Annotated in this window: 17 protein-coding genes, 1 tRNA gene, 3 rRNA genes and 1 pseudogene; 3 read left to right on the top strand and 19 right to left on the bottom strand. The window is 48.9% G+C overall.

The window, feature by feature from the left end; genetic code table 11:
• Nucleotides 1–92: 92 nt before the first annotated feature.
• The 4 genes from rrf to NSQ22_RS07210 all read right to left on the bottom strand — a co-directional run bounded on the left by rrf (nt 93) and on the right by NSQ22_RS07210 (nt 6,590).
• Nucleotides 93–209, bottom strand: a 5S ribosomal RNA gene (gene rrf / locus NSQ22_RS07225).
• Between the two features lie 289 nt (nt 210–498).
• A 23S ribosomal RNA gene (locus tag NSQ22_RS07220) occupies nt 499–3,427 on the bottom strand.
• A 385-nt stretch (nt 3,428–3,812) separates the two neighbouring features.
• Nucleotides 3,813–5,369, bottom strand: a 16S ribosomal RNA gene (locus NSQ22_RS07215).
• The 16S, 23S and 5S rRNA genes sit together here, the layout of an rRNA operon.
• A gap of 1,029 nt (nt 5,370–6,398) precedes the next feature.
• Entirely contained in the window at nt 6,399–6,590 is a 192-nt protein-coding gene (locus tag NSQ22_RS07210; protein ID WP_008879475.1) for a hypothetical protein, read from the bottom strand.
• Nucleotides 6,591–6,859: 269 nt separating this feature from the next.
• Here NSQ22_RS07210 and NSQ22_RS07205 point away from each other — a divergent pair, with 269 nt between their 5' ends.
• Nucleotides 6,860–7,183 (top strand): hypothetical protein, encoded by a 324-nt coding sequence (locus tag NSQ22_RS07205; RefSeq protein WP_131261681.1) that lies wholly within the window; start codon nt 6,860–6,862, stop codon nt 7,181–7,183.
• Nucleotides 7,184–7,988: 805 nt separating this feature from the next.
• On the opposite strand, the gene NSQ22_RS07200 is transcribed toward NSQ22_RS07205, so the two are convergent.
• The 8 genes and pseudogenes from NSQ22_RS07200 to NSQ22_RS07165 form a co-directional block, all read right to left on the bottom strand.
• Nucleotides 7,989–8,064, bottom strand: a tRNA-Arg gene (locus tag NSQ22_RS07200).
• A 671-nt stretch (nt 8,065–8,735) separates the two neighbouring features.
• Nucleotides 8,736–9,953 carry a DUF819 family protein gene (locus NSQ22_RS07195; RefSeq protein ID WP_339264409.1) on the bottom strand — a complete coding sequence of 406 codons (1,218 nt, stop codon included), beginning with the start codon at nt 9,951–9,953 and terminating at the stop codon, nt 8,736–8,738.
• A 28-nt stretch (nt 9,954–9,981) separates the two neighbouring features.
• Nucleotides 9,982–11,310, bottom strand: a complete 1,329-nt coding sequence (locus NSQ22_RS07190) for a transcriptional regulator (RefSeq protein ID WP_011887226.1) — start codon at nt 11,308–11,310, stop codon at nt 9,982–9,984.
• Between the two features lie 48 nt (nt 11,311–11,358).
• A complete protein-coding gene (locus NSQ22_RS07185; RefSeq protein WP_008879479.1) occupies nt 11,359–11,988 on the bottom strand; it encodes a M15 family metallopeptidase in 630 nt (209 codons plus the stop codon).
• 215 nt (nt 11,989–12,203) lie between these two features.
• Nucleotides 12,204–12,509: pseudogene (locus NSQ22_RS07180) on the bottom strand (transposase); the annotation flags it as partial.
• Between the two features lie 151 nt (nt 12,510–12,660).
• On the bottom strand, nt 12,661–13,032 hold the full coding sequence (locus NSQ22_RS07175; protein WP_339264407.1) for a hypothetical protein: 372 nt from the start codon (nt 13,030–13,032) through the stop codon (nt 12,661–12,663).
• Nucleotides 13,019–14,281, bottom strand: coding sequence for a DUF3578 domain-containing protein (locus NSQ22_RS07170; protein WP_339264406.1), 1,263 nt, complete (start codon nt 14,279–14,281; stop codon nt 13,019–13,021). The genes NSQ22_RS07175 and NSQ22_RS07170 overlap by 14 nt, the downstream gene beginning before the upstream one ends.
• Nucleotides 14,282–14,587: 306 nt before the next feature.
• Nucleotides 14,588–15,127 carry a cupin domain-containing protein gene (locus tag NSQ22_RS07165; RefSeq protein WP_008879483.1) on the bottom strand — a complete coding sequence of 180 codons (540 nt, stop codon included), beginning with the start codon at nt 15,125–15,127 and terminating at the stop codon, nt 14,588–14,590.
• Nucleotides 15,128–15,504: 377 nt separating this feature from the next.
• Between NSQ22_RS07165 and NSQ22_RS07160 the strand changes: the two genes are divergently transcribed.
• Entirely contained in the window at nt 15,505–16,272 is a 768-nt protein-coding gene (locus NSQ22_RS07160) for a class III extradiol ring-cleavage dioxygenase (protein ID WP_008879484.1), read from the top strand.
• Nucleotides 16,273–16,397: 125 nt separating this feature from the next.
• Here the strand turns inward: NSQ22_RS07160 and NSQ22_RS07155 are convergent, their stop codons facing one another.
• The 4 genes from NSQ22_RS07155 to NSQ22_RS07140 form a co-directional block, all read right to left on the bottom strand.
• Nucleotides 16,398–17,303 (bottom strand): pseudouridine-5'-phosphate glycosidase, encoded by a 906-nt coding sequence (locus tag NSQ22_RS07155; RefSeq protein ID WP_008879485.1) that lies wholly within the window; start codon nt 17,301–17,303, stop codon nt 16,398–16,400.
• Complete coding sequence (locus NSQ22_RS07150; RefSeq protein WP_236927506.1) at nt 17,303–18,241, bottom strand: carbohydrate kinase family protein; 939 nt, start codon at nt 18,239–18,241, stop codon at nt 17,303–17,305. The genes NSQ22_RS07155 and NSQ22_RS07150 overlap by 1 nt, the downstream gene beginning before the upstream one ends.
• 123 nt (nt 18,242–18,364) lie before the next feature.
• Nucleotides 18,365–19,585, bottom strand: a complete 1,221-nt coding sequence (locus NSQ22_RS07145; protein WP_172437876.1) for a YeeE/YedE family protein — start codon at nt 19,583–19,585, stop codon at nt 18,365–18,367.
• Nucleotides 19,586–19,639: 54 nt separating this feature from the next.
• On the bottom strand, nt 19,640–20,773 hold the full coding sequence (locus tag NSQ22_RS07140) for an IS4-like element IS5377 family transposase (RefSeq protein WP_015374614.1): 1,134 nt from the start codon (nt 20,771–20,773) through the stop codon (nt 19,640–19,642).
• Between the two features lie 217 nt (nt 20,774–20,990).
• Here NSQ22_RS07140 and mscL point away from each other — a divergent pair, with 217 nt between their 5' ends.
• On the top strand, nt 20,991–21,386 hold the full coding sequence (gene mscL, locus NSQ22_RS07135) for a large conductance mechanosensitive channel protein MscL (RefSeq protein WP_011887221.1): 396 nt from the start codon (nt 20,991–20,993) through the stop codon (nt 21,384–21,386).
• A 329-nt stretch (nt 21,387–21,715) separates the two neighbouring features.
• Here mscL and NSQ22_RS07130 read toward each other — a convergent pair whose 3' ends face one another.
• The 3 genes from NSQ22_RS07130 to hutI all read right to left on the bottom strand — a co-directional run bounded on the left by NSQ22_RS07130 (nt 21,716) and on the right by hutI (nt 25,157).
• Nucleotides 21,716–22,219: a DUF4871 domain-containing protein gene (locus NSQ22_RS07130; protein WP_339264611.1), complete on the bottom strand. Its 504-nt coding sequence runs from the start codon at nt 22,217–22,219 to the stop codon at nt 21,716–21,718.
• Between the two features lie 238 nt (nt 22,220–22,457).
• Nucleotides 22,458–23,786 carry a YjiH family protein gene (locus tag NSQ22_RS07125; RefSeq protein ID WP_008879490.1) on the bottom strand — a complete coding sequence of 443 codons (1,329 nt, stop codon included), beginning with the start codon at nt 23,784–23,786 and terminating at the stop codon, nt 22,458–22,460.
• Between the two features lie 96 nt (nt 23,787–23,882).
• Entirely contained in the window at nt 23,883–25,157 is a 1,275-nt protein-coding gene (gene hutI / locus NSQ22_RS07120; protein WP_099232856.1) for an imidazolonepropionase, read from the bottom strand.
• Nucleotides 25,158–25,163 lie beyond the last annotated feature (6 nt).

The following is a 25,163-nucleotide window of genomic DNA, read 5'->3' as shown; positions in this document are numbered from 1 at the left end:
ACTCCTTCTTAAAAATAGAAATTTTCCCGACCAAGAAGATAAAAACAAAAACAGCCAACCGTGCACCATACACGATTGGCTGCCTGTTGATTGCCTAGCAGCGACCTACTCTTGCAGGGGCGCTGGCCCCAACTACCATCGGCGCTGGAGAGCTTAACTTCCGTGTTCGGGATGGGAACGGGTGTTTCCTCTCCGCTATCACCACTAGGCAAGCGATTTAGTTTTGACACCATTTATTATACTGAAAAAATAAATAATGTCAACAGGAAATTCATTCCCTCAAAACTAGATAACCGTTTTTGGGGGAAGAAGCCTCCGCTTTTCGTACTGTCTAGCTCCGGCCGCCATCGGCTCGCGACGCTTCGGTCCTGCTGTGGCGGCGACACATTGCATACGCTCCTGTGGCACCACCCACGCAGAACCAAGCTTTGCTTGGTTCGAGCCTCCTCGCAGGCCCTCCAGCGCGTCTCGCCGATAGGCGGGCGGCCTCCGCTTTTCTAGGTTAAGCCCTCGATCGATTAGTATCCGTCAGCTCCACGTGTCGCCACGCTTCCACCTCGGACCTATCAACCTCGTCATCTTCGAGGGATCTTACTCGCCTAACGCGATGGGAAATCTCATCTTGAGGGGGGCTTCACGCTTAGATGCTTTCAGCGCTTATCCCTTCCGCACATAGCTACCCAGCGGTGCCCCTGGCGGGACAACTGGTACACCAGCGGTGCGTCCATCCCGGTCCTCTCGTACTAAGGACAGCTCCTCTCAAATTTCCTACGCCCACGACGGATAGGGACCGAACTGTCTCACGACGTTCTGAACCCAGCTCGCGTACCGCTTTAATGGGCGAACAGCCCAACCCTTGGGACCGACTACAGCCCCAGGATGCGATGAGCCGACATCGAGGTGCCAAACCTCCCCGTCGATGTGGACTCTTGGGGGAGATCAGCCTGTTATCCCCGGGGTAGCTTTTATCCGTTGAGCGATGGCCCTTCCATGCGGAACCACCGGATCACTAAGCCCGACTTTCGTCCCTGCTCGACCTGTCCGTCTCGCAGTCAAGCTCCCTTGTGCCTTTGCACTCTCCGAATGATTTCCAACCATTCTGAGGGAACCTTTGGGCGCCTCCGTTACCTTTTGGGAGGCGACCGCCCCAGTCAAACTGCCCACCTGACACTGTCTCCCACCCCGATAAGGGGTGCGGGTTAGAATTTCAATACCGCCAGGGTGGTATCCCACCGACGCCTCCACCGAAGCTGGCGCTCCGGCTTCCCTGGCTCCCACCTATCCTGTACAAGCGATACCAAAATTCCATATCAGGCTGCAGTAAAGCTCCACGGGGTCTTTCCGTCCTGTCGCGGGTAACCTGCATCTTCACAGGTAGTATAATTTCACCGGGTCTCTCGTTGAGACAGTGCCCAAGTCGTTACACCTTTCGTGCGGGTCGGAACTTACCCGACAAGGAATTTCGCTACCTTAGGACCGTTATAGTTACGGCCGCCGTTTACTGGGGCTTCGGTTCGCACCTTCGCTTGCGCTAAGCGCTCCCCTTAACCTTCCAGCACCGGGCAGGTGTCAGCCCCTATACTTCGCCTTTCGGCTTCGCAGAGACCTGTGTTTTTGATAAACAGTCGCTTGGGCCTTTTCACTGCGGCTCTTCGGGGCTCATCACCCCAAAGAGCACCCCTTCTCCCGAAGTTACGGGGTCATTTTGCCGAGTTCCTTAACGAGAGTTCTCCCGCGCGCCTTAGGATTCTCTCCTCGCCTACCTGTGTCGGTTTGCGGTACGGGCACCTCTTCCCTCGCTAGAGGCTTTTCTTGGCAGTGTGGAATCAGGGACTTCCGGATCAAATCCGTCGCCATCACAGCTCAGCCTTTACGGCCAGCGGATTTGCCTACTGGCCAGCCTTACTGCTTGGACAGGCTCTTCCAGCCGCCTGCTCACCCTATCCTCCTGCGTCCCCCCATCGCTCAAACGGGAAGGAGGTGGTACAGGAATCTCAACCTGTTGTCCATCACCTACGCCTTTCGGCCTCGGCTTAGGTCCCGACTAACCCTGAGCGGACGAACCTTCCTCAGGAACCCTTAGGCTTTCGGCGCAGAGGATTCTCACCTCTGTTTTCGCTACTCATACCGGCATTCTCACTTCTAAGCGCTCCACCAGTCCTTCCGGTCTGGCTTCGATGCCCTTAGAACGCTCCCCTACCGATGACCAACGGTCATCCCGCAGCTTCGGCGGCACGTTTAGCCCCGGTACATTTTCGGCGCAGAGTCACTCGACCAGTGAGCTATTACGCACTCTTTAAATGGTGGCTGCTTCTAAGCCAACATCCTGGTTGTCTTCGCAACTCCACATCCTTTTCCACTGAACGTGCACTTGGGGGCCTTAGCTGGCGATCTGGGCTGTTTCCCTCTTGACCACGGATCTTATCACTCGTAGTCTGACTCCCAAGGATAAGTCATTGGCATTCGGAGTTTGACTGGGTTCGGTAACCCGATGAGGGCCCCTAGCCCAATCAGTGCTCTACCTCCAAGACTCTCACCTTGAGGCTAGCCCTAAAGCTATTTCGGGGAGAACCAGCTATCTCCAAGTTCGATTGGCATTTCACCCCTACCCACACCTCATCCCCGCACTTTTCAACGTACGTGGGTTCGGGCCTCCAGCCGGTGTTACCCGGCCTTCACCCTGGACATGGGTAGATCACCTGGTTTCGGGTCGACGACGACGTACTCAAACGCCCTATTCAGACTCGCTTTCGCTGCGGCTCCGCCTCTTCGGCTTAACCTCGCACGCCATCGTCACTCGCCGGTTCATTCTACAAAAGGCACGCCATCACCCATGAACGGGCTCTGACTACTTGTAGGCACACGGTTTCAGGTTCTCTTTCACTCCCCTTCCGGGGTGCTTTTCACCTTTCCCTCACGGTACTGGTTCACTATCGGTCACTAGGGAGTATTTAGCCTTGGGAGATGGTCCTCCCTGCTTCCGACGGGATTTCCCGTGTCCCGCCGTACTCAGGAGCCGCTCGGGAGGGAACGAAGTTTCGACTACAGGGCTGTCACCTTCTCTGGCCGGCCGTTCCAGACCGGTTCGTCTACCCCGTTCCTTTCTCACTCCCATCTGAGCGGTCCTACAACCCCAAGAGGCACGCCTCTTGGTTTGGGCTGTTCCCGTTTCGCTCGCCGCTACTCAGGGAATCGCATTTGCTTTCTTCTCCTCCGGGTACTAAGATGTTTCAGTTCCCCGGGTGTGCCCTCCATGCCCTATGGATTCAGGCATGGATCCTGCCCCATTACGGGCAGGGGGTTTCCCCATTCGGACATCTCCGGATCAACGCTTGCTTACAGCTCCCCGAAGCGTTTCGGCGTTTGCCCCGTCCTTCATCGGCTCCTAGTGCCAAGGCATCCACCGTGCGCCCTTTCTAGCTTAACCTACAGCGCGTTTCGGCTTCTTCCTTATTGTCTAGCTTCGGCGCCTAGCTCTCTTCCGCCAAATAACCTTCCCCCTTGGGGTGCAAGCACCCCTGCGGGTGAAGAACATTTGGCTTCGAGAACTGACCGCGGCACCTCAGCTTTTCCGGTTATCTAGTTTTCAAGGAACGATTTGAAGGAATTCTCATTCCTTCAAAACTGAACGAAACGAAAGCGCGATTTGTTAATGGTTGGCCGTTAACGGCCTCCGCTTTTCATGATGTCTAGCTCCAGCGCCTGGCTCTCTTCTGCCAAATAACCTTCCCCCTCGGGGTGCAAGCACCCCTACGGGTGAAGAACATTTGGCTTCGAGAGCCGACCGCGGCGCTTCCGCTTTTCGTCCTTAGAAAGGAGGTGATCCAGCCGCACCTTCCGGTACGGCTACCTTGTTACGACTTCACCCCAATCACTTGCCCCACCTTCGGCGGCTGGCTCCCGTAAGGGTTACCTCACCGACTTCGGGTGTTGCAAGCTCTCGTGGTGTGACGGGCGGTGTGTACAAGGCCCGGGAACGTATTCACCGCGGCATGCTGATCCGCGATTACTAGCGATTCCGGCTTCATGCAGGCGAGTTGCAGCCTGCAATCCGAACTGAGAGCGGCTTTTTGGGATTCGCTCCCCCTCGCGGGTTCGCAGCCCTTTGTACCGCCCATTGTAGCACGTGTGTAGCCCAGGTCATAAGGGGCATGATGATTTGACGTCATCCCCACCTTCCTCCGACTTTTAGCCGGCAGTCCCTCTAGAGTGCCCAACTGAATGCTGGCAACTAGAGGCAAGGGTTGCGCTCGTTGCGGGACTTAACCCAACATCTCACGACACGAGCTGACGACAACCATGCACCACCTGTCACCCTGTCCCCCCGAAGGGGGAACGCCCAATCTCTTGGGTTGTCAGGGGATGTCAAGACCTGGTAAGGTTCTTCGCGTTGCTTCGAATTAAACCACATGCTCCACCGCTTGTGCGGGCCCCCGTCAATTCCTTTGAGTTTCAGCCTTGCGGCCGTACTCCCCAGGCGGAGTGCTTATCGCGTTAGCTGCAGCACTAAAGGGTGTGACCCCTCTAACACTTAGCACTCATCGTTTACGGCGTGGACTACCAGGGTATCTAATCCTGTTTGCTCCCCACGCTTTCGCGCCTCAGCGTCAGTTACAGGCCAGAGAGCCGCCTTCGCCACTGGTGTTCCTCCACATCTCTACGCATTTCACCGCTACACGTGGAATTCCGCTCTCCTCTCCTGCACTCAAGTCCCCCAGTTTCCAATGACCCTCCACGGTTGAGCCGTGGGCTTTCACATCAGACTTAAAGGACCGCCTGCGCGCGCTTTACGCCCAATAATTCCGGACAACGCTCGCCCCCTACGTATTACCGCGGCTGCTGGCACGTAGTTAGCCGGGGCTTTCTCGTGAGGTACCGTCACCGCGCCGCCTTATTCAAACGGCGCTCCTTCGTCCCTCACAACAGAGCTTTACGACCCGAAGGCCTTCTTCGCTCACGCGGCGTCGCTCCGTCAGACTTTCGTCCATTGCGGAAGATTCCCTACTGCTGCCTCCCGTAGGAGTCTGGGCCGTGTCTCAGTCCCAGTGTGGCCGGTCACCCTCTCAGGCCGGCTACGCATCGTCGCCTTGGTGAGCCGTTACCTCACCAACTAGCTAATGCGCCGCGGGCCCATCCGCAAGTGACAGCCGAAGCCGCCTTTCAACCAAAGACCATGCGGTCTTTGGTGTTATCCGGTATTAGCTCCGGTTTCCCGGAGTTATCCCGGTCTTGCGGGCAGGTTGCCCACGTGTTACTCACCCGTCCGCCGCTGACCGAACAAGAGCAAGCTCTCGTTCGGTCCGCTCGACTTGCATGTATTAGGCACGCCGCCAGCGTTCGTCCTGAGCCAGGATCAAACTCTCCAAAAGAAAGTTGATTGGCTTGCGCTTCGTTTCGTTCAGTTTTCAAGGAACGAATTAACTTCTCTGTATCAGCTTCCTAGAGGAACTCAACTTCCTCGAAGAATAACAGTCACTTTTTTACTATACTATACTTGTTTGGTAGATGTCAAATTTTTTAATCACGAATTAATCATTACAAAAAATCATGTTGAACAACCAAGCAAATTTAACTATATCAAAAAAGTTTTTGCTCTGTCAAGAACCAATTTTTTATTGCAGCTTTCTTTGTTGAAAGCATTTATTCATTTTTATCTTACTTCGTTCTCATTCATCGAAGCGACGCTTTATATATTACTACTTCATCGAATCTAAGTCAATAGTTATAATCCATCCAATTTTATCCAAAACACTAATTCATATTAGCTGTAAAACAATTTATACATCCCCCCTCTTCCTATCACCTGTCCTTTTTCTGCAATATTTCCTTATTATAAGGAATACGCTCTTTCATGTTTGTTTTATAAACAAAAAGACATCGTACGCTCTGTTCGATCGATTCGGCACGAGGCTGATCTGAAACAGTTCAAATCAACCGCCGCTACCGACTCAGCCAATTGCCATCTGTCTCGCACAATTTTCACTTTCTGTCTTGATAACAGAGCTGTACTAGGTCAATCACTGTGCAAAATTGTTTTGGATTCTATCGTTTTTTCGAGATTCCCCAAAAATGAAAAACGACCGCAAACTCGGACGTATTAAGAACCTCGGAAATGTTAATCCAAATAAATCGTATGTAAAGGGCTGACCCGAGAGAATAACAACCACAGTATAAAATGATTGATATTTCAAGGATAAATAAGCCTGCTCGTTTATCCCATGCAAAATTTGTGCAACATTATTTTCGGCCGCTATCTCATACAAAAAAAGCGGAGTGATCCGCCTTTTTCTTCTAGAAATTTATATTAAAAAAGTCACAAAGTGGGTTAGAAAGAGTAAAAATATCAATTGCTTCAGTCGCTGACATTTAGCGACGTTCCATTTTCATGATGAATATACTTATTTTTCTTTTATTTCATCTTTTTTGGGACGCTTATTTTTGATGTAATTAATCAACATTAACACAATGTAAATCGCTCCTCCAATAACAGTCACGGCAAATCCTTTCGGAGTTCTAACAACCAAACCATACACTAATAAAACTCCAAATATCGATGTGATGAGAATATGGAACAAATAATATTTTGACATCATGTTTCCCCCTTACCCTTCATTCTCATAGCTACAAGCTGTCTTAGTCACTCCCTAAAAAAGTATAAGATTGTATGAATCATTCAAAAATCAAAAACTTGTCTGTGCTACACTCCTACATGAGTACAATAAAGGAGCAGATGAATAGTGAAAAAATTATAAATCACAAACAGTCATGGTTGGATCACCGGACGTCTTTCATCACAGGGACGGATATATAAAATAACTTTGTCTTTATTATTCTAAAGCGCATATAACGATACCATGCTGTGCGCATTAAACCAAACAAATTTACATTTACAATCCATAATAAAACATATATTGAAATTATACCAAATATTCACTCTCCATATATCCTATCCGTTGAATTGAGATATAATGAATTTGAAAACTTAATGGGACTTCCTCTATTTGGTTTATATCAAAAGCTATACACTGTGAAGAATGAGGAAAATCCAGCTAAAAAAGCGAAATTATTAGAAGAGCAGGTAAGAGACCAAATTGCCGGGGCTTTATATGATAGTGGTGTTGCGCTTTCGGCTGCTCGAACCATTGTTTACTTTTTCGTGTCGGTAGTGTTTTCATGTCATTAAAAGCCGGAGTAAGGAGTGATATTCTTGAGACAGGAGTCCTTGGAGTAGAGAGTAGAACGGCTCGAACTTTACATTGACTTATTACGAGATTTTGCCGTTGATCCCGAAACATTTGCTATTTGGGATTGGGTCATTTCTCGTAAACTAAACAAAAGTCAGGTTGATCGCTTAATGAAGACAGCAAGAGAGTTCAATCAAGCCATTAAGATAGCGAATGAAAATGGGAGCCAACCACCAAGGTTCGAGGAGTTCAGCCAAAAAATTATTGAGATTGTCCATTTGGAAGATAATCCCGCAGATGAACAGACTGTGTTGCAATTCTTAAAGCGAATTAAACACTCTCATAGATATCTATCCGATTGCTACTTGACTACCACCGAATAATTGAACTATATCACAAATATTTCCATTGTTTTTTCACTGGAAGCATTCTATATATTGTTCAGTCTATATCGTTGTGTAAAAAGCCTTTGAAAATAAGTGGGCCATTTTTTACTCCTCTCGCTTAGGAGGTAGTTATCTAGACAACACAACATTCGAAGGAGGGGAAGTGGTTCCTGTCACAGACACTTGATGAAAACATTTGATGAAATATGTATGAAGACGGTGAGAGGAAAACCATATCGTAAGAAACATTGGTACTTCAAGGTTTAACAGCTATTCACTTCCCCACCGTGCAAAATTCATGCAAAATTTTTTTTGGATTCTATCGTTTTTTTCGGGATTCCTAAAAGATGAAAAACGACCGCAAACGCGGTCGTATCAGGGGTTTCGGGGATGTTAATCCAAATGAATCGTATGTAAGTGGCGGCCCCGAGAGGATTCGAACCTCCGACGCACGGTTTAGGAAACCGACGCTCTATCCACTGAGCTACGGGGCCGTGTTGATTCTCCATTCGGCATTAGGCGGCTCCTGAAGCATTGCGATAAGAGCATGAATAAAAGTCAAAAACCATAGCTCCGACAGAGAACACGAGCGACACGTTTTTCCCCTTTTGACAACGTGTTGTGCGATCAACGTCAGCGCGACTCCACGCGCCCTCACTCCATTCGTTGCTCTCTCGTTTACGGCGAGGGAAAACCGCATCTGGCTGCCGACATACCGTCTATGAGACGTACAGCCTGTATTATAACGGTTTTTTGCTATGGTGGCAAGCTCTCTTTTATTCTTCCATCTTCTTCTTTGTCCGGTGCTACTCATTCGCTTGTCCGTACCGGCCAGCTTGTAATCAAAGCAAGCCATAGAGTCGATCGCGCAGCATTCTCATTTCGAGAAACTGCATGATCGACACTTTTTGACGAAAGAACAGTCAGCAGAAGAAAAAGGACTGTTTTGAACAGAAAAGATCCACGGGCAACATTTTGCCCTCCATCCGAGGATAAAAATCACCGTTCACCTAGAAGGCGGGTGAAAAACAATGATCACTCCTAGCCGACGTCAGATCACGTGAAATGAGAAGCTGATGCTGCAAAATATAAGTTCAAACATGTGGTTATAACAAAAATACGGGTAATCGCGTAGAATTCCCTCTACGTATTACCCGTTGTTCATTTATAAAGTACTTAACCAAGCCCCAACTGCCGATCCTATATAGTTTCCGATAATATAACCTAAAGTACCCACAAGCATAATCGGTCCGACTAATTTGATCCAGCCTTTTGAAATCGCCATAGCTGCGGCCGTTGTTGGTCCACCGATATTTGCATTGCTCGCCAGAATAATTTCTTCCAGTGAAAATTTAAAGATTTTCCCAATACCGAAGGAAATGATCATGTTGATAATCACCATCAAAGCACATAATACGAAGATGAGCGGTGCATTTTGTAAGATGACTTGAATGGAAGCCGGTACACCGATCACGACGAAGAAAATATAAATTAAAAATGTACCGATTTCCTGAGTTCCATGGATATTTTCAAAGTAACGCGGGAACAGAGTGACCGCAAGCAGTGTAATCGTCGTTAACATTAAGTAGTTATCACCTAATATTCCATTTAAAATATTTAAAAATACGTTCGCATCCTCACCAGATGGAATCAATTCATCCAAAAAACCGGCAATTGTAAATGAGATGGCGACAATGACAAATGTCGTCCCGACGGCTTTTGCGATATCGAGCAAGGAGATATCTTTTCTCTTCCAGTAGGATGCCGCGTGGTTTTCATCTCCTTTCACATTGCTTTCCAACTCATCGATGTACGGGGTCTTAAAATATTTCCGGAAAAACGTTAATGCTGGAATCAAGATCAACCCCAAGAAATAAAGTGCCATCACCATATTATCGGCAACGACCGTCGCGGATACGAGCTCACTTGGTGTTTCGAATTTTGCGGCCATCGCAACAAAGTTTACGCCACCACCAATATAAGAACCTGTCATCATCGCAGAAATCTTATATAGTAAAGGAATATGGTCTTTGAGTAAAAAGAAGGAGATAATAGCGCCTGCCACAGTTCCGACTGAACTAATCAAGAAAATTACCACTAATCTACCACTTTCACGCCAGATTTTCATTATATTCGTTTGAAAAAGGAGTAACGGGATTGCTAGCGGGATGACATACGACCAGACCGTATCATACACCGGTGATTCAGTAGGAATGATATTCAAGTTGGCCAAAATCATCGCACCAACAAGCGCAATGATCGCTCCGGATATTTTGGCAGCCCATTGATATTTTTGCTCTAAATAAATACTGATCGCTGCCCAGCCCACTAGAATCGCCCAAAGAATCCATGTATCATCCGATTGAATCAATGTATTCGTCATTTCCCAACCCTCCATTTTTTATCAAACCTCAGTGCATTGACCATTGATCCAAAAGAAGTGAATAAATTTGCCGCGGTCTTCCTCGATTGACTGGCTGCTCCTCACCTGTAACTGATACCACCCCAGCTTGTTCTAATCGACTTAATAGCCGCCGCGCACTTCTTGGCGTAATTCTTAAGCCCTTCGCTAATTCTATGGCAGTTACCGAATTTTTGCCATGAATTTTGAAAAAAGAGAGAATACGGTTGATGGTCGAACTACTCACATTTGCTTTTTGAGCAATTTCTAAAACTTTTTCATTATCATTCCGCAGCGAATAGCTTAAAATTCCTGATTGCATAACCGGACCATAAATTTTGCCGTTTGCATCATAAATGATATAATCTGTATTGGACGCTTTCGCTTTTTTTAGCGCTTCCAACGCATACATTTCCGCCTCATTTGTTGATCTTCCGATTCCGATACCGAGCTGAACTTTTCTTTCTGTTTTTTGAAAAATATCATGGATCAATGTAAGCTCGTTGGAATGTTGCTGATCATCTAATTGTAAGGCTTCGCGGGTGGTGATAAATCTTAATTCACGGCGATCAATCCATTTGATAATGGCCTGTGTCTTTTCCCCGTAATCTACTAAACTTTGCTGCAAAGCTAGTAATCTTCGTTGCAATTGATATTCCGTTAAATCATCTTGTTCGAAAATCTCTTTTAAATCGACGATCCCTATCGCAATGTGTGAATTTTGCTTTTTCAGTTTCTGTGCTTCCATTAACACGATCTGTAATGTATTTCTTACCGCATTCCTTGTCGGAAGGACCCTTACTGCAGGTACACCGAGTTCTATTAATCGTTCATATATTAACCCCACACATGTAATAGCGGTATCGATTTGACCGTTTTTCCACAATTCATAATGAAATCGAGTCGTTTTTTCAATATGAAATTCTTCTGAATGTGTATCATAATAGATGTTTTGTACTCTGATCTCCAATTCTTCCAAACTTTCTTCTACTTCATATTTTTGTAGATTATCAATACTTATGTTCAGTGTTCCATTTTGCAAATCGTACTTCCCATTTAAGGCTAATTGAAATAAGGCCCGGTATAAAGCGGTTCCTTCAAAAGGGATAAAGAATATCGATTGATCAAGTTTTAAATTATTTTTAGCGATTTTGTAAGGCAGCGAGCCGGCAAACAAAATGATTTGAAAACCCGCTCCATACTTTTTCACGATTTCAATGACTTCCTCTTCGTTATGGTAGGTAGCATAATGGATGGATAATTCCGGATATTCCTTCTCCACATTCATAATCATTTTTTCAATATCGCGAGGTCCGATCGCGAGTACTCGAATTTGCATTTCAGTAAGCACCCTTTCGGCACTTTTTCAAACCTGAAGGCGCAGGAATTAGTAAGTGATTCGATGCCCAGCCAATTCCAATACACCACCATAAATGGCTTCATTTCCCGTTTTCAGTGCCCAATTTTGATTGCCGTAGTCATAGTGCCACCATTCTTCGTCGTAATTTGTAAATCCGGCCTTTTCCATAATGCTTTTTAATAGCTTGCGATTCTCTTTAATCTCCCTATCTAATGGACTTGGATTTTTAATTTGTTCAAAATAGTCCGTTCTTGACATCTCCGTAAATTCATCAAATTTGGACCCCATATTCAGCGGACCTTGTTTATTCGCAATGGTTAAATCAATCGCACCACCAGTTAAATGATTGGATGGTCGCATCGGATCCTCCGACGGTCTGTCCACATACTTCGTCAATTCTTTTTTCAGTTCATTCCCTGCTAAACCTTTTAACTGTAATTGCTTTTCGAATTGTCGATACAGTGCTAACTGAACTTTATAAGGTCGCCAGGCGTCAAAAACGATAAAATAATGATCCACAGGTAGGAAGTGAACCGCTTTCAAAAGACGTTTGACAGCACCTTCCCTAAGATAGCAATCGTTCGGCGCACCAGGAATATTGTTTTGAAAATAATACGGTTCGACAACTATTTTTTCTGAAATCCCTGTTAGCGACATGAGTTTTTCATGATTCTCATGAATAGGAATCTGTTCCTTCGTTAGATAAATTGTTCGTCACCCCTCTTTTAAAAACTTATTGATAAATCTACTCCATCTTTTTCGTTAATTTAAGAATTTTCATTTATATAAAATTATATTTCCAGAATTAATTTTTATAGTCAACGTCCTTAAATAGACCGAAATTAAAAATCACCCGTGGTGCTAGTTAAGCCTTAACGTTCAACTAGCCCGAGAACAACAAGCCAGTAAAATATCCTCCAGTGCCGTTTCAAATCCAGAAACCGATTTCGCTCGAATCTCGGTAATCCGATGCAATCCACTAAAATCGCGGTTTCCACCACTTTACGTTTTCGCTTCGTCCACTGTTTCCATACATCCGATTGGCGAATTCGCAGATTTTCTCGAACGGGCGCCTAAAAAGCGATTCGGTGCTCTTCGTACAGCTTCTTTTGCAGCTTTTGGCTGATATCCCCTTTGTCACCGAAGTTATGCGGATGTAGAAGTTGCGTCACGGCGGTGTTTGGTTTGATCTGCTGTAAAATGAAAGTGCTCTTGCATGGGAACTTCTCCTTTTGATGTTTGGTTGCACTTTCATTTTAAGAAGAACCTCTCATACAAAAGTTATTTTTTATGCTTGTCTGATTTTATCTAGCACCACGGGTTAGTATTTTAGAATGTCTCTATATTCCCCTCTCCCATCATCCCCACAACTTCTCGAAACACGGTTGATGGCTGTTTGCGAAGCAGTTTAGCGGCAATCGTTTTTTGCTTCGTGCCGTCCATGATTGTGAGTAGGCCGTCTTCAAGGTGGATGAGCAAGTTTTTGACACAGTATGCCGTGATTTTTGACGCCTGATCCAAGTAACGGGCGTCAAGGTCGAATCGGACACGATCAGACAGCCGCCGCAGCAAGCGCCAAAGGGCAATTTCCTCGCTTGATTTCATGAACAGCTCGGGCAGCTCTTTTGCTTGTTTGATTGTATTAAGCGTCGTCATCGCATAGACGGCGATGCCGTAGCCGACCCGACTACCGAGCCGCAAACCATTCTTGTCCGCCTGACAGCGGTGCGACGGTTGGCAAGTCGCGCAAAAAGTCAAGATGGTCGAGCCGGATGCGATTGAACTCGATCGTATTCGCCCGATCAAGCACTTTTTTGCTGAAGGGGTGGGTTGTTTCGTCCATGTTGACGGTGCCGATGATATAGACGTTTGGCGGGAGAAAGAGATCACGCCCCGCCGTTTCTTTCGGCAGTAGCCGCGACGAGGTAATGCGGCCATTTTCCCAACGGCGGCTTTCCATCACGCTTAAGACGTCGCTGAAATAATGCTCGACGCGAGCGAGGTTCATTTCATCCAGCACAACGAAATACGGCTTGTCCGGATGGTTCTCGGCTTCGGTAATGACATTGGTGAGCGGCCCAGGCTTGAAATCGCCCTTAATGTCGACATAGCCAAGCAAGTCAGAGCCATCGTTCCAATCTGGGCAAACGGGAATTAAGATGAACTGCCCGTTGTCTTCCGTCGCACCGACGCTTTCAGCCAGCCATTGGGCGATTTTCGTTTTCCCTGTTCCAGAAATGCCGGACAAAATGACAAACGGTTTTGTTTTTAGTGAAAGAAAAAGATTCATCACTTCTTCTTGCGTATAGTAAAATCCTTTAGCGGTTATGTAGAAATGAATATGTTCGACGACTGACCGATCGGAGAGCGATTGCTTAAACGGCGTCATCTTTTCTGTTCGTTCCACGTATTGTCGGTAATAGCCGATCATCGTTTTCAAGTCGCTCACGAGTTGTTCATCGGACGGCAGATTGTCAAACGAATAGGCAATATACACCGCCACTGACCGCTCATATTCTTTCGCCCGTTTGCTTGCACTGAGACGGATGGCGTTATCAGTTTGCACGCGACCCCCAACAGGAATCTGCTGACGGATATCCCGCTTCACCCGCTCCATTTCATCTCGCTTCGTTTCTGTCACTCCTTGGGCGAGTGTCAAATAGAGCCGACACATATCCTCGCTGAACAAGTAGACGATATAATAGCCGCGCTGTGTAGAATCCGTCACCTTTTTGTCCATCACCGCCACCCACGGCGCATCGGTCCACACTCCTTGGCCGACTGAACCTTTGACGATATATCGGTCGGGCTCAACAAACGGCAGCGCTTTTATCTTTTTCGGAATCGCTTTTGTCACGAGTTGAAACGCCCACCGCTCTTTTGACAGTTTTTCGCGTTTTTCTTCTTCATCAATGGCCATGACTTGGCGGAAAAAATCGTGCAATGCCATCAGAAACGTCTCCTTCTCGCAAAATTCCCCTTTCTTCTTTTCTACTTTTTCTTCTATTCTACTAAAAAAGCGGCTTCTCCCATTAGCAGGAGAGCCGCTTTATGCATCAATGCACAGAACGTCGCTGCCCTTCACTTGCCAACGATACCTCCCTTCTTTGCGTCCGTTCGAACAAGACGGATGGTTTCATCGCCCAATGATTAATTGGGCTCCGAACTCCCCAACGCACGAGGACAGGCAATCGGAGAATGTGGGACAAAAAAAACGGCTTGAGATATAGCGCTCATTTCTCAAGCCGCTTGTTTTCTATTCAGCTGCGAGGGCATCGGCCTTTGTTCGGTGCACAGTGCCGTGCGGGTGCTGCGGGGGTGCATAGATGGAATAGAGCTTGAGCGGGATCGTTCCGGTGTTGATAACATTATGCCATGTTCCGGCTGGAACCATGATCGCGGAACCGGCACGTACGTTTCTCTCAAACGTCAACTTGTCTTTCCTTCTGCCCATTCGGACGATTCCTTCTCCTTGTTCAATGCGCAAAAATTGATCGACATAGGGGTGAATTTCCAATCCGATATCTTCCCCGACATTCAAGCTCATTAACGTCACTTGCAAATGCGGTCCGGTCCATAAAGCGGTGCGGTACGTATTGTTTTGTTTTGCCGCCTCGCTAATCGAAATGACAAACGGCTCCGGCCCGTAATCTTTCAGCTTGATATTCTCTTTGTACGGAACCGAACCGTAAGGCAACCCGCCGTAATTGTGCACCGGTGGATAAACATAAGCTGGATACGGATGCATATACGGGTAGACAGAAGGATAGGAAGGTAAAAAAGACACGGTATACATCGCTCCACCTCTTCACTGATTAGTCACCGTCATCTTATGCACAACCACAAAGAAGTTGACTCGTGTTTTAGGCATATCTTTTCTGTGCCTCCTCCTGCTCACAAAAAGGCTGCCATCGGCGGTAAATGCGCAATGTTCTCCCATCTACGATTGGAGGCCTGCCCGATGGCGAGTGATGGGCCAAGACATCAGGGTATATCCGACGGTTCCGCTGGTTCAAAAGATCGTTGATGGAAAATACCGATTTTCCATTTCGCTCATGTCTAGAACTCGAGATGATGACGAGAGAGGGATGTGCTACAATGGGGATAAGGCAATCAACTCAGGCGTGCACGACGGGACGCTGTCAAGTTCTCTTATTTGAGGAGGAATGGACAATGAAAGCTCCTGCTTTGTTTCTCGCTCATGGGTCGCCGATGTTGGCGATCGAGGATCATGCGTATACCTCCTTTTTGGAGAAGCTCGGGGAAGGAATGTCCCCCAAGGCGCTCGTCGTCTTTACGGCGCATTGGATGACGCGCAAACCGACGGTTTCAGCAGTGGAAGGGACGTATGGAATGATTTATGATTTTTCCGGATTTCCGCACGACTTGTATGAAATCGTTTATCCGGCACACGGATCGGTCGAGTGGGCGGAACGCGTGCGGGAGCACCTCGCTCGTGTGGCGGAAGTAGCCGTCGATCAAACGCGCGGGCTTGATCACGGTTCATGGGTGGTGCTCCACCGCATGTTTCCAAGGGCGGACATCCCGGTCGTGCAAGCATCGGTCGTGCCGTGGTGGACGCCAAAGCAATTGTTCCAGCTCGGCGAAGCGCTGCGCCCGTTGCGCGATGAAGGGGTGATGATCATCGGAAGTGGCGGGACGGTGCACAACTTGATGGCGCTTCGCTGGGAAGGGCATGTAGAGGCAGAAAGATGGGCGACTGCTTTTGATGACTGGCTGCTGCGCGAGTCAGCCGCCCGCAGTGAGGATGTATTCCATTATGAAGAAAAAGCACCTTACGCCAAGCAGGCCGTACCGACCCCCGAGCACCTCGCACCATACTGGATCGCTTACGGCGCAGGTGATCACAACCAAGCACCGCGCGTCTTGTTCCGCGACTATCAGTATGGAAACTTAAGCCTCATGGCGGTAGCCTTTTAACGAGGTGGCCCGACCTTGCTTGAAACATGCAGGGCGGGCCGTCTTTTCCTCTGAGAAATCAGCGAGGAGCCCCCGACTGTGAAGCGATCACGAAAATCAGGGAGAATTGCTGGTCACAGCACTCCTTACGAAAGCGCCCGGGCAATATCCGCCGCTAAAACAGCATTGTTTTTCACTAGGGCGATGTTCGCTTTTAAACTTTTCCCTTCAGTTAATGTTTTCACCCGATCTAGCAAAAACGGGGTGACCGCTTTGCCGGTGATGTGCTTTTCTTCTGCCTCCTTAAGCGCTTGTTCAATGATGGAAGTAATGTACGATTCCTCGAGCTCGTCTTCTTGCGGAACCGGATTGGCGACGACGATGCCGCCGTCTAAGCCGAGCGCCCATTTCGTTTCAATGAACTGGGCGATTTCTTCTGCGCTGTCTAAACGGTAGTCGACGCGAAACGGGCTTGTCCGTGAGTAAAAGGCTGGCAGGATGTCCGTCTGATAGCCAAGGACCGGAACACCGTGCGTCTCTAGATACTCGAGCGTCAAGCCTAAATCCAAAATCGATTTCGCCCCTGCACAGACGACGGCGACGTTTGTTTGCGCGAGTTCTTGCAAGTCAGCTGAGATGTCCATCGTCCGCTCGGCCCCACGGTGTACCCCGCCGATGCCGCCGGTCGCAAACACGTTAATGCCCGCCATCGCCGCACAAATCATCGTCGCTGCCACGGTGGTCGCCCCATGTTTCTTTTTCGCGACGACATATGGCAAATCGCGGCGGCTCACTTTTTCAATGTCACGGCTTGTGCCTAAAAATTCAAGCTCGTCATCCGTTAGCCCGATTTTCATCTTTCCATCGATGATGGCGATCGTCGCCGGCACAGCACCGCGGCTGCGGATCAGTTGTTCAACCTCTTTCGCTGTTTGGACGTTTTCCGGGTACGGCATGCCGTGGGAAATGATCGTTGACTCCAAAGCGACGATTGGCTTGCGTTCCGCTTTCGCTGCGGCCACTTCTTCAGAAAAAACAAGGATGTCGTTCATTATGATTCTCCTCCCTCGTGAAAATACTGTTCATACGCCGCTCGCAACCGTTGTTCCGTCAAAGCGGGATTTACCGTTTCGGCGGTTTGCAGCGTCAAAGCCGCGTTGCTTATCCCGAGGCGGCAGGCGTCTTCCACCATATGTCCGTTCAAGACGCCATACAAAAATCCAGCTGCGAACGCATCGCCCGCCCCGGTAGCATCGGCAACCTTGACCACAGGAGCTGCAATCGCTCCCCTCTCCCCTTTCCTTGTCGCGTACACGACGCCCTCAGCCCCGCGCGTGATGACGATATTTTCCACTCCCAAACGAAAAAGCGATTCGATCGCATCATCAAGGCGGCGTTTCCCCGCAAGCGCCATGGCTTCCGCCTGATTCGTGACAAGCCAAGTGACACCGGAAAGAACCGTCGGCAACCGCTTCACTTTGGGCACGGACACAGTCACGACGCAAAGCGGAAGGCGGTCTTGGCGGCACTGCTCGATCACCCATGAGATGACATCAGTCGGAAAATTCGTATCGAGCACGACAGCAGAAATCGGACCGAATTTCAACCATCGCTGCTTCAGCCATTCGTTCCTTACTGTATCATAAATCGCCATATCGGCCAAGGCGAGTACCATCTCGCCACGCTCATCGAGCACCGCCGTATATGCGCCGGTGTTCGCTTCCGGTATTCGTGTGACCATCCTTGTGTCAACATATGGACTCGTGGCATCAATGAGCCATTGACCGTCATGGTCGCCACCGACTACGCTGAGGAGCGCAACGTTTTGCCCGAGCCTACCGATATTTTCGGCGATGTTTCTCGCCACCCCACCTGCTGTTTGCGTGCTCACAACAGGATGGGACGTGCCGAGCTCAAACGGCACAAGCAGCCGCGCTTTCCGATCGACGTTCACCCCGCCGATGCAGACGATGGAACCTTTCGTTCGCATGTCTCTCATCCTTTCCATCGCATCCATTCGAAAATGACGCCTCTGCTTCCAATCTTTACTATTGTATCATACAGCCCCTACAAATGAAAAACGCATCCCGCGTATAAGCGGGATGCAAGATTGCTAGTTTTTATATGCGCAATACGGACGCAACTTGACACCGATCAAGCTGCCAAGGAAAGCAAACACAAACCAAATCCAACCATGGACGCTGAAGGAAGCGATGCCGCTGAAATACGCGCCGATGTTGCAGCCGAACGCCAACCGGGCACCGTATCCCATCATCAATCCACCGATGAGTGCACCGATTGTCATGCGCGTCGGCCGCTTCCATTGCACGGGTTTCGCATAGCGGCCAGCGAGCGCTGCGGCCAATAAGGCGCCGAACATTAAGCTAATGTCCATGACCGTCGTTGTATCGTAGTAGAGCGGATTGGCGAGCGCCTGCCGTTTCGCCTCATCTTGCCAATACGCCCAAGCCGTCGGATCGACACCAAACAGCTGGACAAACTTCGCTCCCCACAAGGCGAATGCGGATGTGATGCCCCACGGCGAACCTTTGAACATGAGAACAAGCACGTTCATCAGCGCCAATAATAACGCGCCAACCAACAATGACCATGGGCCTTTGTAAATGGTTTTCCATCCGTGGCGGTGTTCAAGCGGTGCCGTCAACAGCTTGCCGTGGCGCCGCTTTTCCATCACCGTCACGACATAATAGACAACCGCCAGCAAAACAAGTTGCAGCAGAAAGCCGCCCCATGCACCAAACGAAGCAATAAGCGAAATCGGATCGACGTGCGGCATACGCATCCAAACATCAAAATGCGTCGTCGCAATGACCGATCCAGCGATAAACCCGATCAAGGTGACGACACCGTTCGTATCACCGCCGCCAATATGGTACAGCGTTCCGGACGCGCAGCCGTCACCCAGCTGCATGCCGATCCCGAAAATAAAGGCACCAATCATGACAGCAATGCCGACTTCATGCACATTCCCAGCAACGGAATGGCCGAATATCGATCCTTTTATCAGCAACGGCAAAAACAACGCACTTGCCACCGCCATCATGACCATCTGTGCTCGAATGCCTTCCCCTTGACGGTACAAAATGAATTTCCGCCAGGCCGAAGTAAAACCGAAATGGGCTTGATAAAGCACAAAGCCGCCAAACGCACCCAGCACGTACAAAAGCGCCTGTTGCCAAGACACGCGGCTATATAAGAACAGTGCTCCGCCGATTAACACAAAACAGGAGACCGCAATGATCCATGCGGTTGGATTTTTCGGGGCGTTTGCTGCCTGTTTCGCGCGAACATCTCGCTGCGCAGTCATTTCCACGGTGCATATCCCCCTTTTATTCGTTAATTTAATATATTTTATCACGAGTGTTGATTATCCAAAATTAGACATACGCCTTCCATAAATTTGGGCATACTCAAACAAAGCAGCGGCCATCCCGGATTTCCAATCGAGAGGAAGCTGCCCAGAGAAAAAACGGCGAACGAACGAAATGAAGGAAAGAGAGACGTTCGTCTGTTTTTTGGTTTGATCATACAGCCATCGCAGCAACACATACGCGATGAACGCCGCAAACAGTTGGTTGTATACCGCATTTTCCGTCGTGCCAAACAAGGTCGGGACATTCAGATATTGCTTCACCCAACGGAAAAAGACCTCAACAGTCCAACGTTGTTGGTACATGTCGGCAATGGTTTCCGCAGACGCATGGAAGAGGTTCGTCACGACCCGAATGTCGCGGCCATTCGCATCTCGAAAGATCACCACCCGGTGACGCTTGGTGGAGCGGCATTGTTTCGTCCCCAACTGGCACGTGAAGTCGGCTTGAACCGATGAGGATGTGCTGGAAAGGCGTTTCAAGCTTTTTTTCTGATGAAGTTCGATGTTGTCCTTCATCCGAATGACAAAGAGCTGATGCTGCTCCACAAATCGATCGAGGCGTTCGATTTTGAAATACGCCCGGTCTTCCACCAGCACTTGTTGAGCGTTCGTCAACTGTTCTCCCACCGGGCCATCATGACGCAGTCCGATGGTTTCCACCACGTCTGCCGGCAACGAGGATTCCGGCGAATACGCGACGTGCAGCTTCACTCCGGCGCGTTCGCCGTGATACGGCGCCCATGGCAGGCGGTTTTTCCCGACCGTGACGGTCGTCGAATCCACCACCCGAAGCGGTTTGGGAAACCGAAGCGAGCGGCGGGTTTGGCGGTTGCACTTGGAAATGATCAACGCCAACAAGCGTTTCATGATGTCATAGGGAACTTCTTTCGCTTTCTTGGATACAGTTGAATAATGGAATCGCGGCAATCCATACAGAGGCCCCACATCGGCTCCGTGGCGAAAGCTTTTCCATTGATGCATGGCGGCCAGCAGGAAGAAGTGAATCAACTCGCGCAACGTAAAGGTTCGAGACGAATCACGATACCCAACCGCTTCGGCAATCAGTTGAATCTCTTCATCCGAAACAAGTTTTTGCATCAAATTCGGGAGTGTGGTATGCTTGTTCATAGAGAGCACCTCCTGGGTTTGTTTGTGTCGCTACTCACATTCTACAGGAAAGGTGCTCTTTTTTCTATACCCTTTGGATTTTATTGGATAATCAACACGCCTGATATTTTATAATACTATAAATATGATGGATTTTCTATGATTTGGGCTGGAGAAATGCCACGTGGCGATTTATGATATAATGCGGAAGAACACCATTCTAAGGAAGGGGATTCGTATGTGGAACGAATTTAAAAAATTTGCCATCCGCGGCAATGTCATCGATTTAGCCGTTGGGGTGATCATCGGTGGAGCGTTTGGCAAAATCGTTTCCTCGCTCGTCAATGACATCATCATGCCACTTGTCGGGTTGCTTTTAGGCGGCATCGATTTTAGCAACTTATCATGGAAAGTCGGCAAGGCGGTAGTCAAATACGGCGCATTTATTCAAACGGTCGTTGATTTTTTGATCATTGCCTTCTCGATTTTCCTGTTTGTCAAACTGATTAACAAACTATATGAGCGTGTGAAAAAACAAGAAGAGATGGAGGAAACAGAACCGACTTTGACAAAAGAAGAAGAGCTGCTCACTGAAATCCGCGATTTGTTAAAGCAACAACGAGAAACGATGTGAGCGGTTGTCTATGATGTGGACGGGCTCTCAAAACCGATGTTCATCGATTCTCTTGACGATACATGACATAGTCGATTGAAGAGTGGTGCTAATGACGATATTTGAAGCATTGATGGTTACGATCGCTTTACAAGTTTTGGAGTTTCCATACTGGTACGATCAAACGAAATCATCCACCCTCAAGCGAACGAAGCGTTGGGGTGGATGATTGTCTTCCACTTGCACTGACCACCTTTACACCAACGGTCTATAGCCAGGTCAAAGAGGCGGTAACACCTTTAGCTTCACTGATTATGTGGGTCAGTTTGTATCAAGGAGTTTCTCGCCGTTCAATGGACGTCGATGACAACGTAGTCCCAGTACGTGTTTCCGAGATAAATAAGCAAGGCCCATGTTCCGGATTCTCTCAGTTTCATATTTGATGGAATATGGGCGTCCGCCCCATTGTTCGGACTCCCTGGAACTGACGTTGTCCAAACACTTTTTCCGTCTACGGTTAACGCAGGGGCGACATCGTTGCTTCCTTTTTTCACGGCCACGATTGTCAGCTTTCCTTCTGGAATGGAATCCCCCCAGAAATGCCACATGTATTTGTTCCCTTGATTGGCTGTAAACGGTGCATCAATGAACCCCACTTTATTCGGCACTCCGCGCATCAAACAATTTCCAGATTGAAAAACCGGACTTACTTCCCAATTGATGCGCTCAATGATGTTCTGATCTATTTTTATAGGTAGTTTTTCAATATCACTAACGGTAGACGGAGGGGAATGAACTTGTCTTTCATTCTTTTCCCATATACTGCATGCGGATAAGGAAAAAAGGATGACCATCACGAGCAAGGGCTTGAGTAAATACACCATACACCCTCTCCTTCCTAGTTCCTGTTTGTTTTCGCTAATCACTATTATAAAAAGGAAAGAGTCTTTGGGCCTGGATGAATTTTCATCTTCAGTGCGCTTCATTTGACCGCTCCAACAAACATGATGAGCAAACGGTCGCTACCTTCACTGACAATTGTTCTTGTTGTAGGAAAAGCATCTGAACACTCTCTTCAGCATCAACCGGTTGTCAAAGAAGCCAGTATGCCAGCGGTGCGGTGAGGATGAGCGTCAACACCGTCCGCTCAAACCAAATGACGAGCAATTTCGGCAAGCTAAGTGGAATTTCGGTCGATACAATGCATGGGATGACAGCGGAAAAGAACAAGATGGCGGAAATTGATACAACGGCAATAATAAATTTCGTTACGAGCGGAGCTTCGGTGACAAGCAAGGCCGGCAAAAACATTTCGGCAATCTCGATAGCGGAGGCTTTCGCTGCCAACAACGGCTCTGGAATTTGCAAGAGAAGAGTAAACGGATAAAACAAATACCCCAGCCAATCAAACAACGGCGTATATTCAGCGAGCAGCAGCCCGATCAGTCCGACCGACATAATCGAAGGCAAAATGCCCATCGTCATCATAAAGCCATCGCGCAAGTTTTCCCATATGTTCGTCCCGATTCCTTTTGACTGCGCTACCGCTTTCATCGCCTCAGACCAAGCTTGTTTCATATAGTTCCCCGTCACTCTTTGCTCGGGGTCCCCCTTGCCGTCGTAATACTCATCGCTCATGCGACTTAGCGGCCAAATCCGTGCGGTGATGGCTGTAACGGCAAATGTGACAAGAAATGTCACCCAAAAATACGTGTTCCATATCGACATGAGCCCTAACGTTTTGGCGACAACCACCATAAATGTGACGGATACGGTGGAAAAACCGGTAGCGATGATTGCCGCCTCTTTCACCGTATATTTGCCCTCTTTGAACACTTTGTTCGTGATCAAAAGGCCAATGGAGTAGCTACCGACAAAGGAGGCAACAGCATCGATGGCCGAGCGGCCCGGTGTTTTCCAAATCGGCCGCATGATCGGCTGCATCCAAACACCGACGAATTCAAGAAGCCCGTAACCAACAAGCAGAGCGAGAAAAACGGAACCAATCGGCACAAGCAAGCCGACGGAAATGACGAGCTTATCGTACAAAAACGGCCCCATATCCGGCTGAAACAGCCATGCCGGACCAATCTGAAACACAAGCATGACAGCCACGATCAAGCCAAGTACTTTGAAAATGGAAAAAACAGCAGTGACCGCGTCTTTGTTCCATGTCTTATTATAGAATGGATGGATCGCTCCAAGAGCAATAACAATAAGCGCATAATACGGTACGAGTCCCGGGAACTGCGCGCGAATCCATGTAACAATATGATCGAGTAAAATCGATGATGTGCCTCCGATGGACACCGGGACAAAAAATACGAAAATACCGATGGCACTAAAGACGAAAAACTTCCATGCACCGCTTGTTGGCGTTGGTGTCGGTACGGATGGCGGTACATTTGTATCCGTTTTCATTTTCCTCCACCCCCATTGTTCTTCTTACACAAGACGATGCAACCGGAAGCATCCCGCTCCCGGTCGCCAAACACCTCCACGGAAGACTATTCCCCTTCAGATGCATACCTTGCCTTCATTCACCACGATCTTCCCACCCTTAATCACCATCTCCGTATGGTTGACGCCGTAATAGTACATGATTTGCATATAGTTTGCGGCGTTGAAAATGGCCAAATCCGCTTTCTTGCCCGGTTCAAGGCTGCCGATCACGTGAGAGCGGCCGATGGCGTGGGCGGCGTTGATTGTGGCGGCGGCGAGCGCCTCAGCCGGGGTCATGCGCATATGCAAACAGGCAAGGCTCATGACAAGCGGCAGTGAAACGGTCGGCGATGAACCAGGATTGCAGTCAGTCGCTAGGGCGACAGGAACGCCGTTGTCGATCAAGCGGCGGGCGTCAGCGGCCTGGGTCATTAAGAAAAATGCCGTACCTGGCAAAAGAACGCCGATCACGCCGCGCTCCGCCATGCGGCGGAGGCCTTCATCAGACGCACGGAGCAAGTGGTCGGCCGAAATCGCCCCAACCTCAGCAGCCAGTTCGGCACCGCCGTACGGTTCGATTTCATCGGCGTGGATTTTCGGCGTCAAGCCGTGCGCCTTGCCCGCTTCGAGGATGCGGCGCGCCTCATCAGGGGTAAATACACCACGCTCACAGAAAACATCGTTGAACTCGGCCAAGCCTCGACGACTAACCTCAGGAATCATTGCTTCCATGATCAAGCGGATGTATCCATCCCGATCGTCCTTCCACTCCGGCGGGACGGCATGAGCACCAAGAAAAGTGGAAACGACATCAACCGGGTGGGTGTCATGAAGCCTCTTGGCAACTTCGAGCTGCTTGATTTCGCCTTCAAAGCTTAAACCGTAGCCGCTTTTCGCCTCAACGGTTGTGACACCATGAAGCAAAAACAGATCCAGCCGCCGCTTGCTTTCCTCATACAGCATTTCTTCCGACGCCTCGCGTGTCGCTTTTGTCGTCGCATGAATGCCGCCGCCAGCGTTCATGATCTCCATATACGTCGCCCCACGGAGACGCATCGTCCATTCATGTTCACGGCTGCCGGCGTACACGAGATGAGTGTGGGGGTCGATGAGTCCGGGAGTGACCGTTTTGCCGCGGGCGTCGATCACATCCGCCTCACCGATCCGATCGGCAAATCGGTGAGCCAGTTCATCGTCCGGACCAACGGCAATGATCACCCCCCGCTCGATCCAGACGCTTCCGTTTTCAATGATTTGAAGGTCGTTCATCTTTTCTCTGACAAGCGGAGCCGCGGAGCTTCCCGCCAGCGTGACGAGTTGGCGAGCGCGGCGGATAAAGAGTGGGCGCATCTTATC

It is taken from the genome of Geobacillus sp. FSL K6-3411, assembly GCF_037965715.1.
GTDB classification, from domain to species: Bacteria; Bacillota; Bacilli; order Bacillales; family Anoxybacillaceae; genus Geobacillus; species Geobacillus thermodenitrificans.
Note: the sequence above shows the minus strand (reverse complement) of the source record. Positions and strands in the feature narration are given on the sequence as shown.

Coding starts and splice junctions, on each gene's coding strand:
- NSQ22_RS07190 (WP_011887226.1), bottom strand. CDS start 11,310: ATGCAAATTCGAGTACTCGCGATCGGACCTCGCGATATTGAAAAAATG.
- NSQ22_RS07140 (WP_015374614.1), bottom strand. CDS start 20,773: ATGAACAAGCATACCACACTCCCGAATTTGATGCAAAAACTTGTTTCG.
- mscL (WP_011887221.1), top strand. CDS start 20,991: ATGTGGAACGAATTTAAAAAATTTGCCATCCGCGGCAATGTCATCGAT.
- NSQ22_RS07185 (WP_008879479.1), bottom strand. CDS start 11,988: ATGTCGCTAACAGGGATTTCAGAAAAAATAGTTGTCGAACCGTATTAT.
- NSQ22_RS07160 (WP_008879484.1), top strand. CDS start 15,505: ATGAAAGCTCCTGCTTTGTTTCTCGCTCATGGGTCGCCGATGTTGGCG.
- NSQ22_RS07210 (WP_008879475.1), bottom strand. CDS start 6,590: ATGTCAAAATATTATTTGTTCCATATTCTCATCACATCGATATTTGGA.
- NSQ22_RS07165 (WP_008879483.1), bottom strand. CDS start 15,127: ATGTATACCGTGTCTTTTTTACCTTCCTATCCTTCTGTCTACCCGTAT.
- NSQ22_RS07195 (WP_339264409.1), bottom strand. CDS start 9,953: ATGACGAATACATTGATTCAATCGGATGATACATGGATTCTTTGGGCG.
- hutI (WP_099232856.1), bottom strand. CDS start 25,157: ATGCGCCCACTCTTTATCCGCCGCGCTCGCCAACTCGTCACGCTGGCG.
- NSQ22_RS07125 (WP_008879490.1), bottom strand. CDS start 23,786: ATGAAAACGGATACAAATGTACCGCCATCCGTACCGACACCAACGCCA.
- NSQ22_RS07155 (WP_008879485.1), bottom strand. CDS start 17,303: ATGAACGACATCCTTGTTTTTTCTGAAGAAGTGGCCGCAGCGAAAGCG.
- NSQ22_RS07150 (WP_236927506.1), bottom strand. CDS start 18,241: ATGCGAACGAAAGGTTCCATCGTCTGCATCGGCGGGGTGAACGTCGAT.
- NSQ22_RS07130 (WP_339264611.1), bottom strand. CDS start 22,219: ATGGTCATCCTTTTTTCCTTATCCGCATGCAGTATATGGGAAAAGAAT.
- NSQ22_RS07170 (WP_339264406.1), bottom strand. CDS start 14,281: ATGGCATTGCACGATTTTTTCCGCCAAGTCATGGCCATTGATGAAGAA.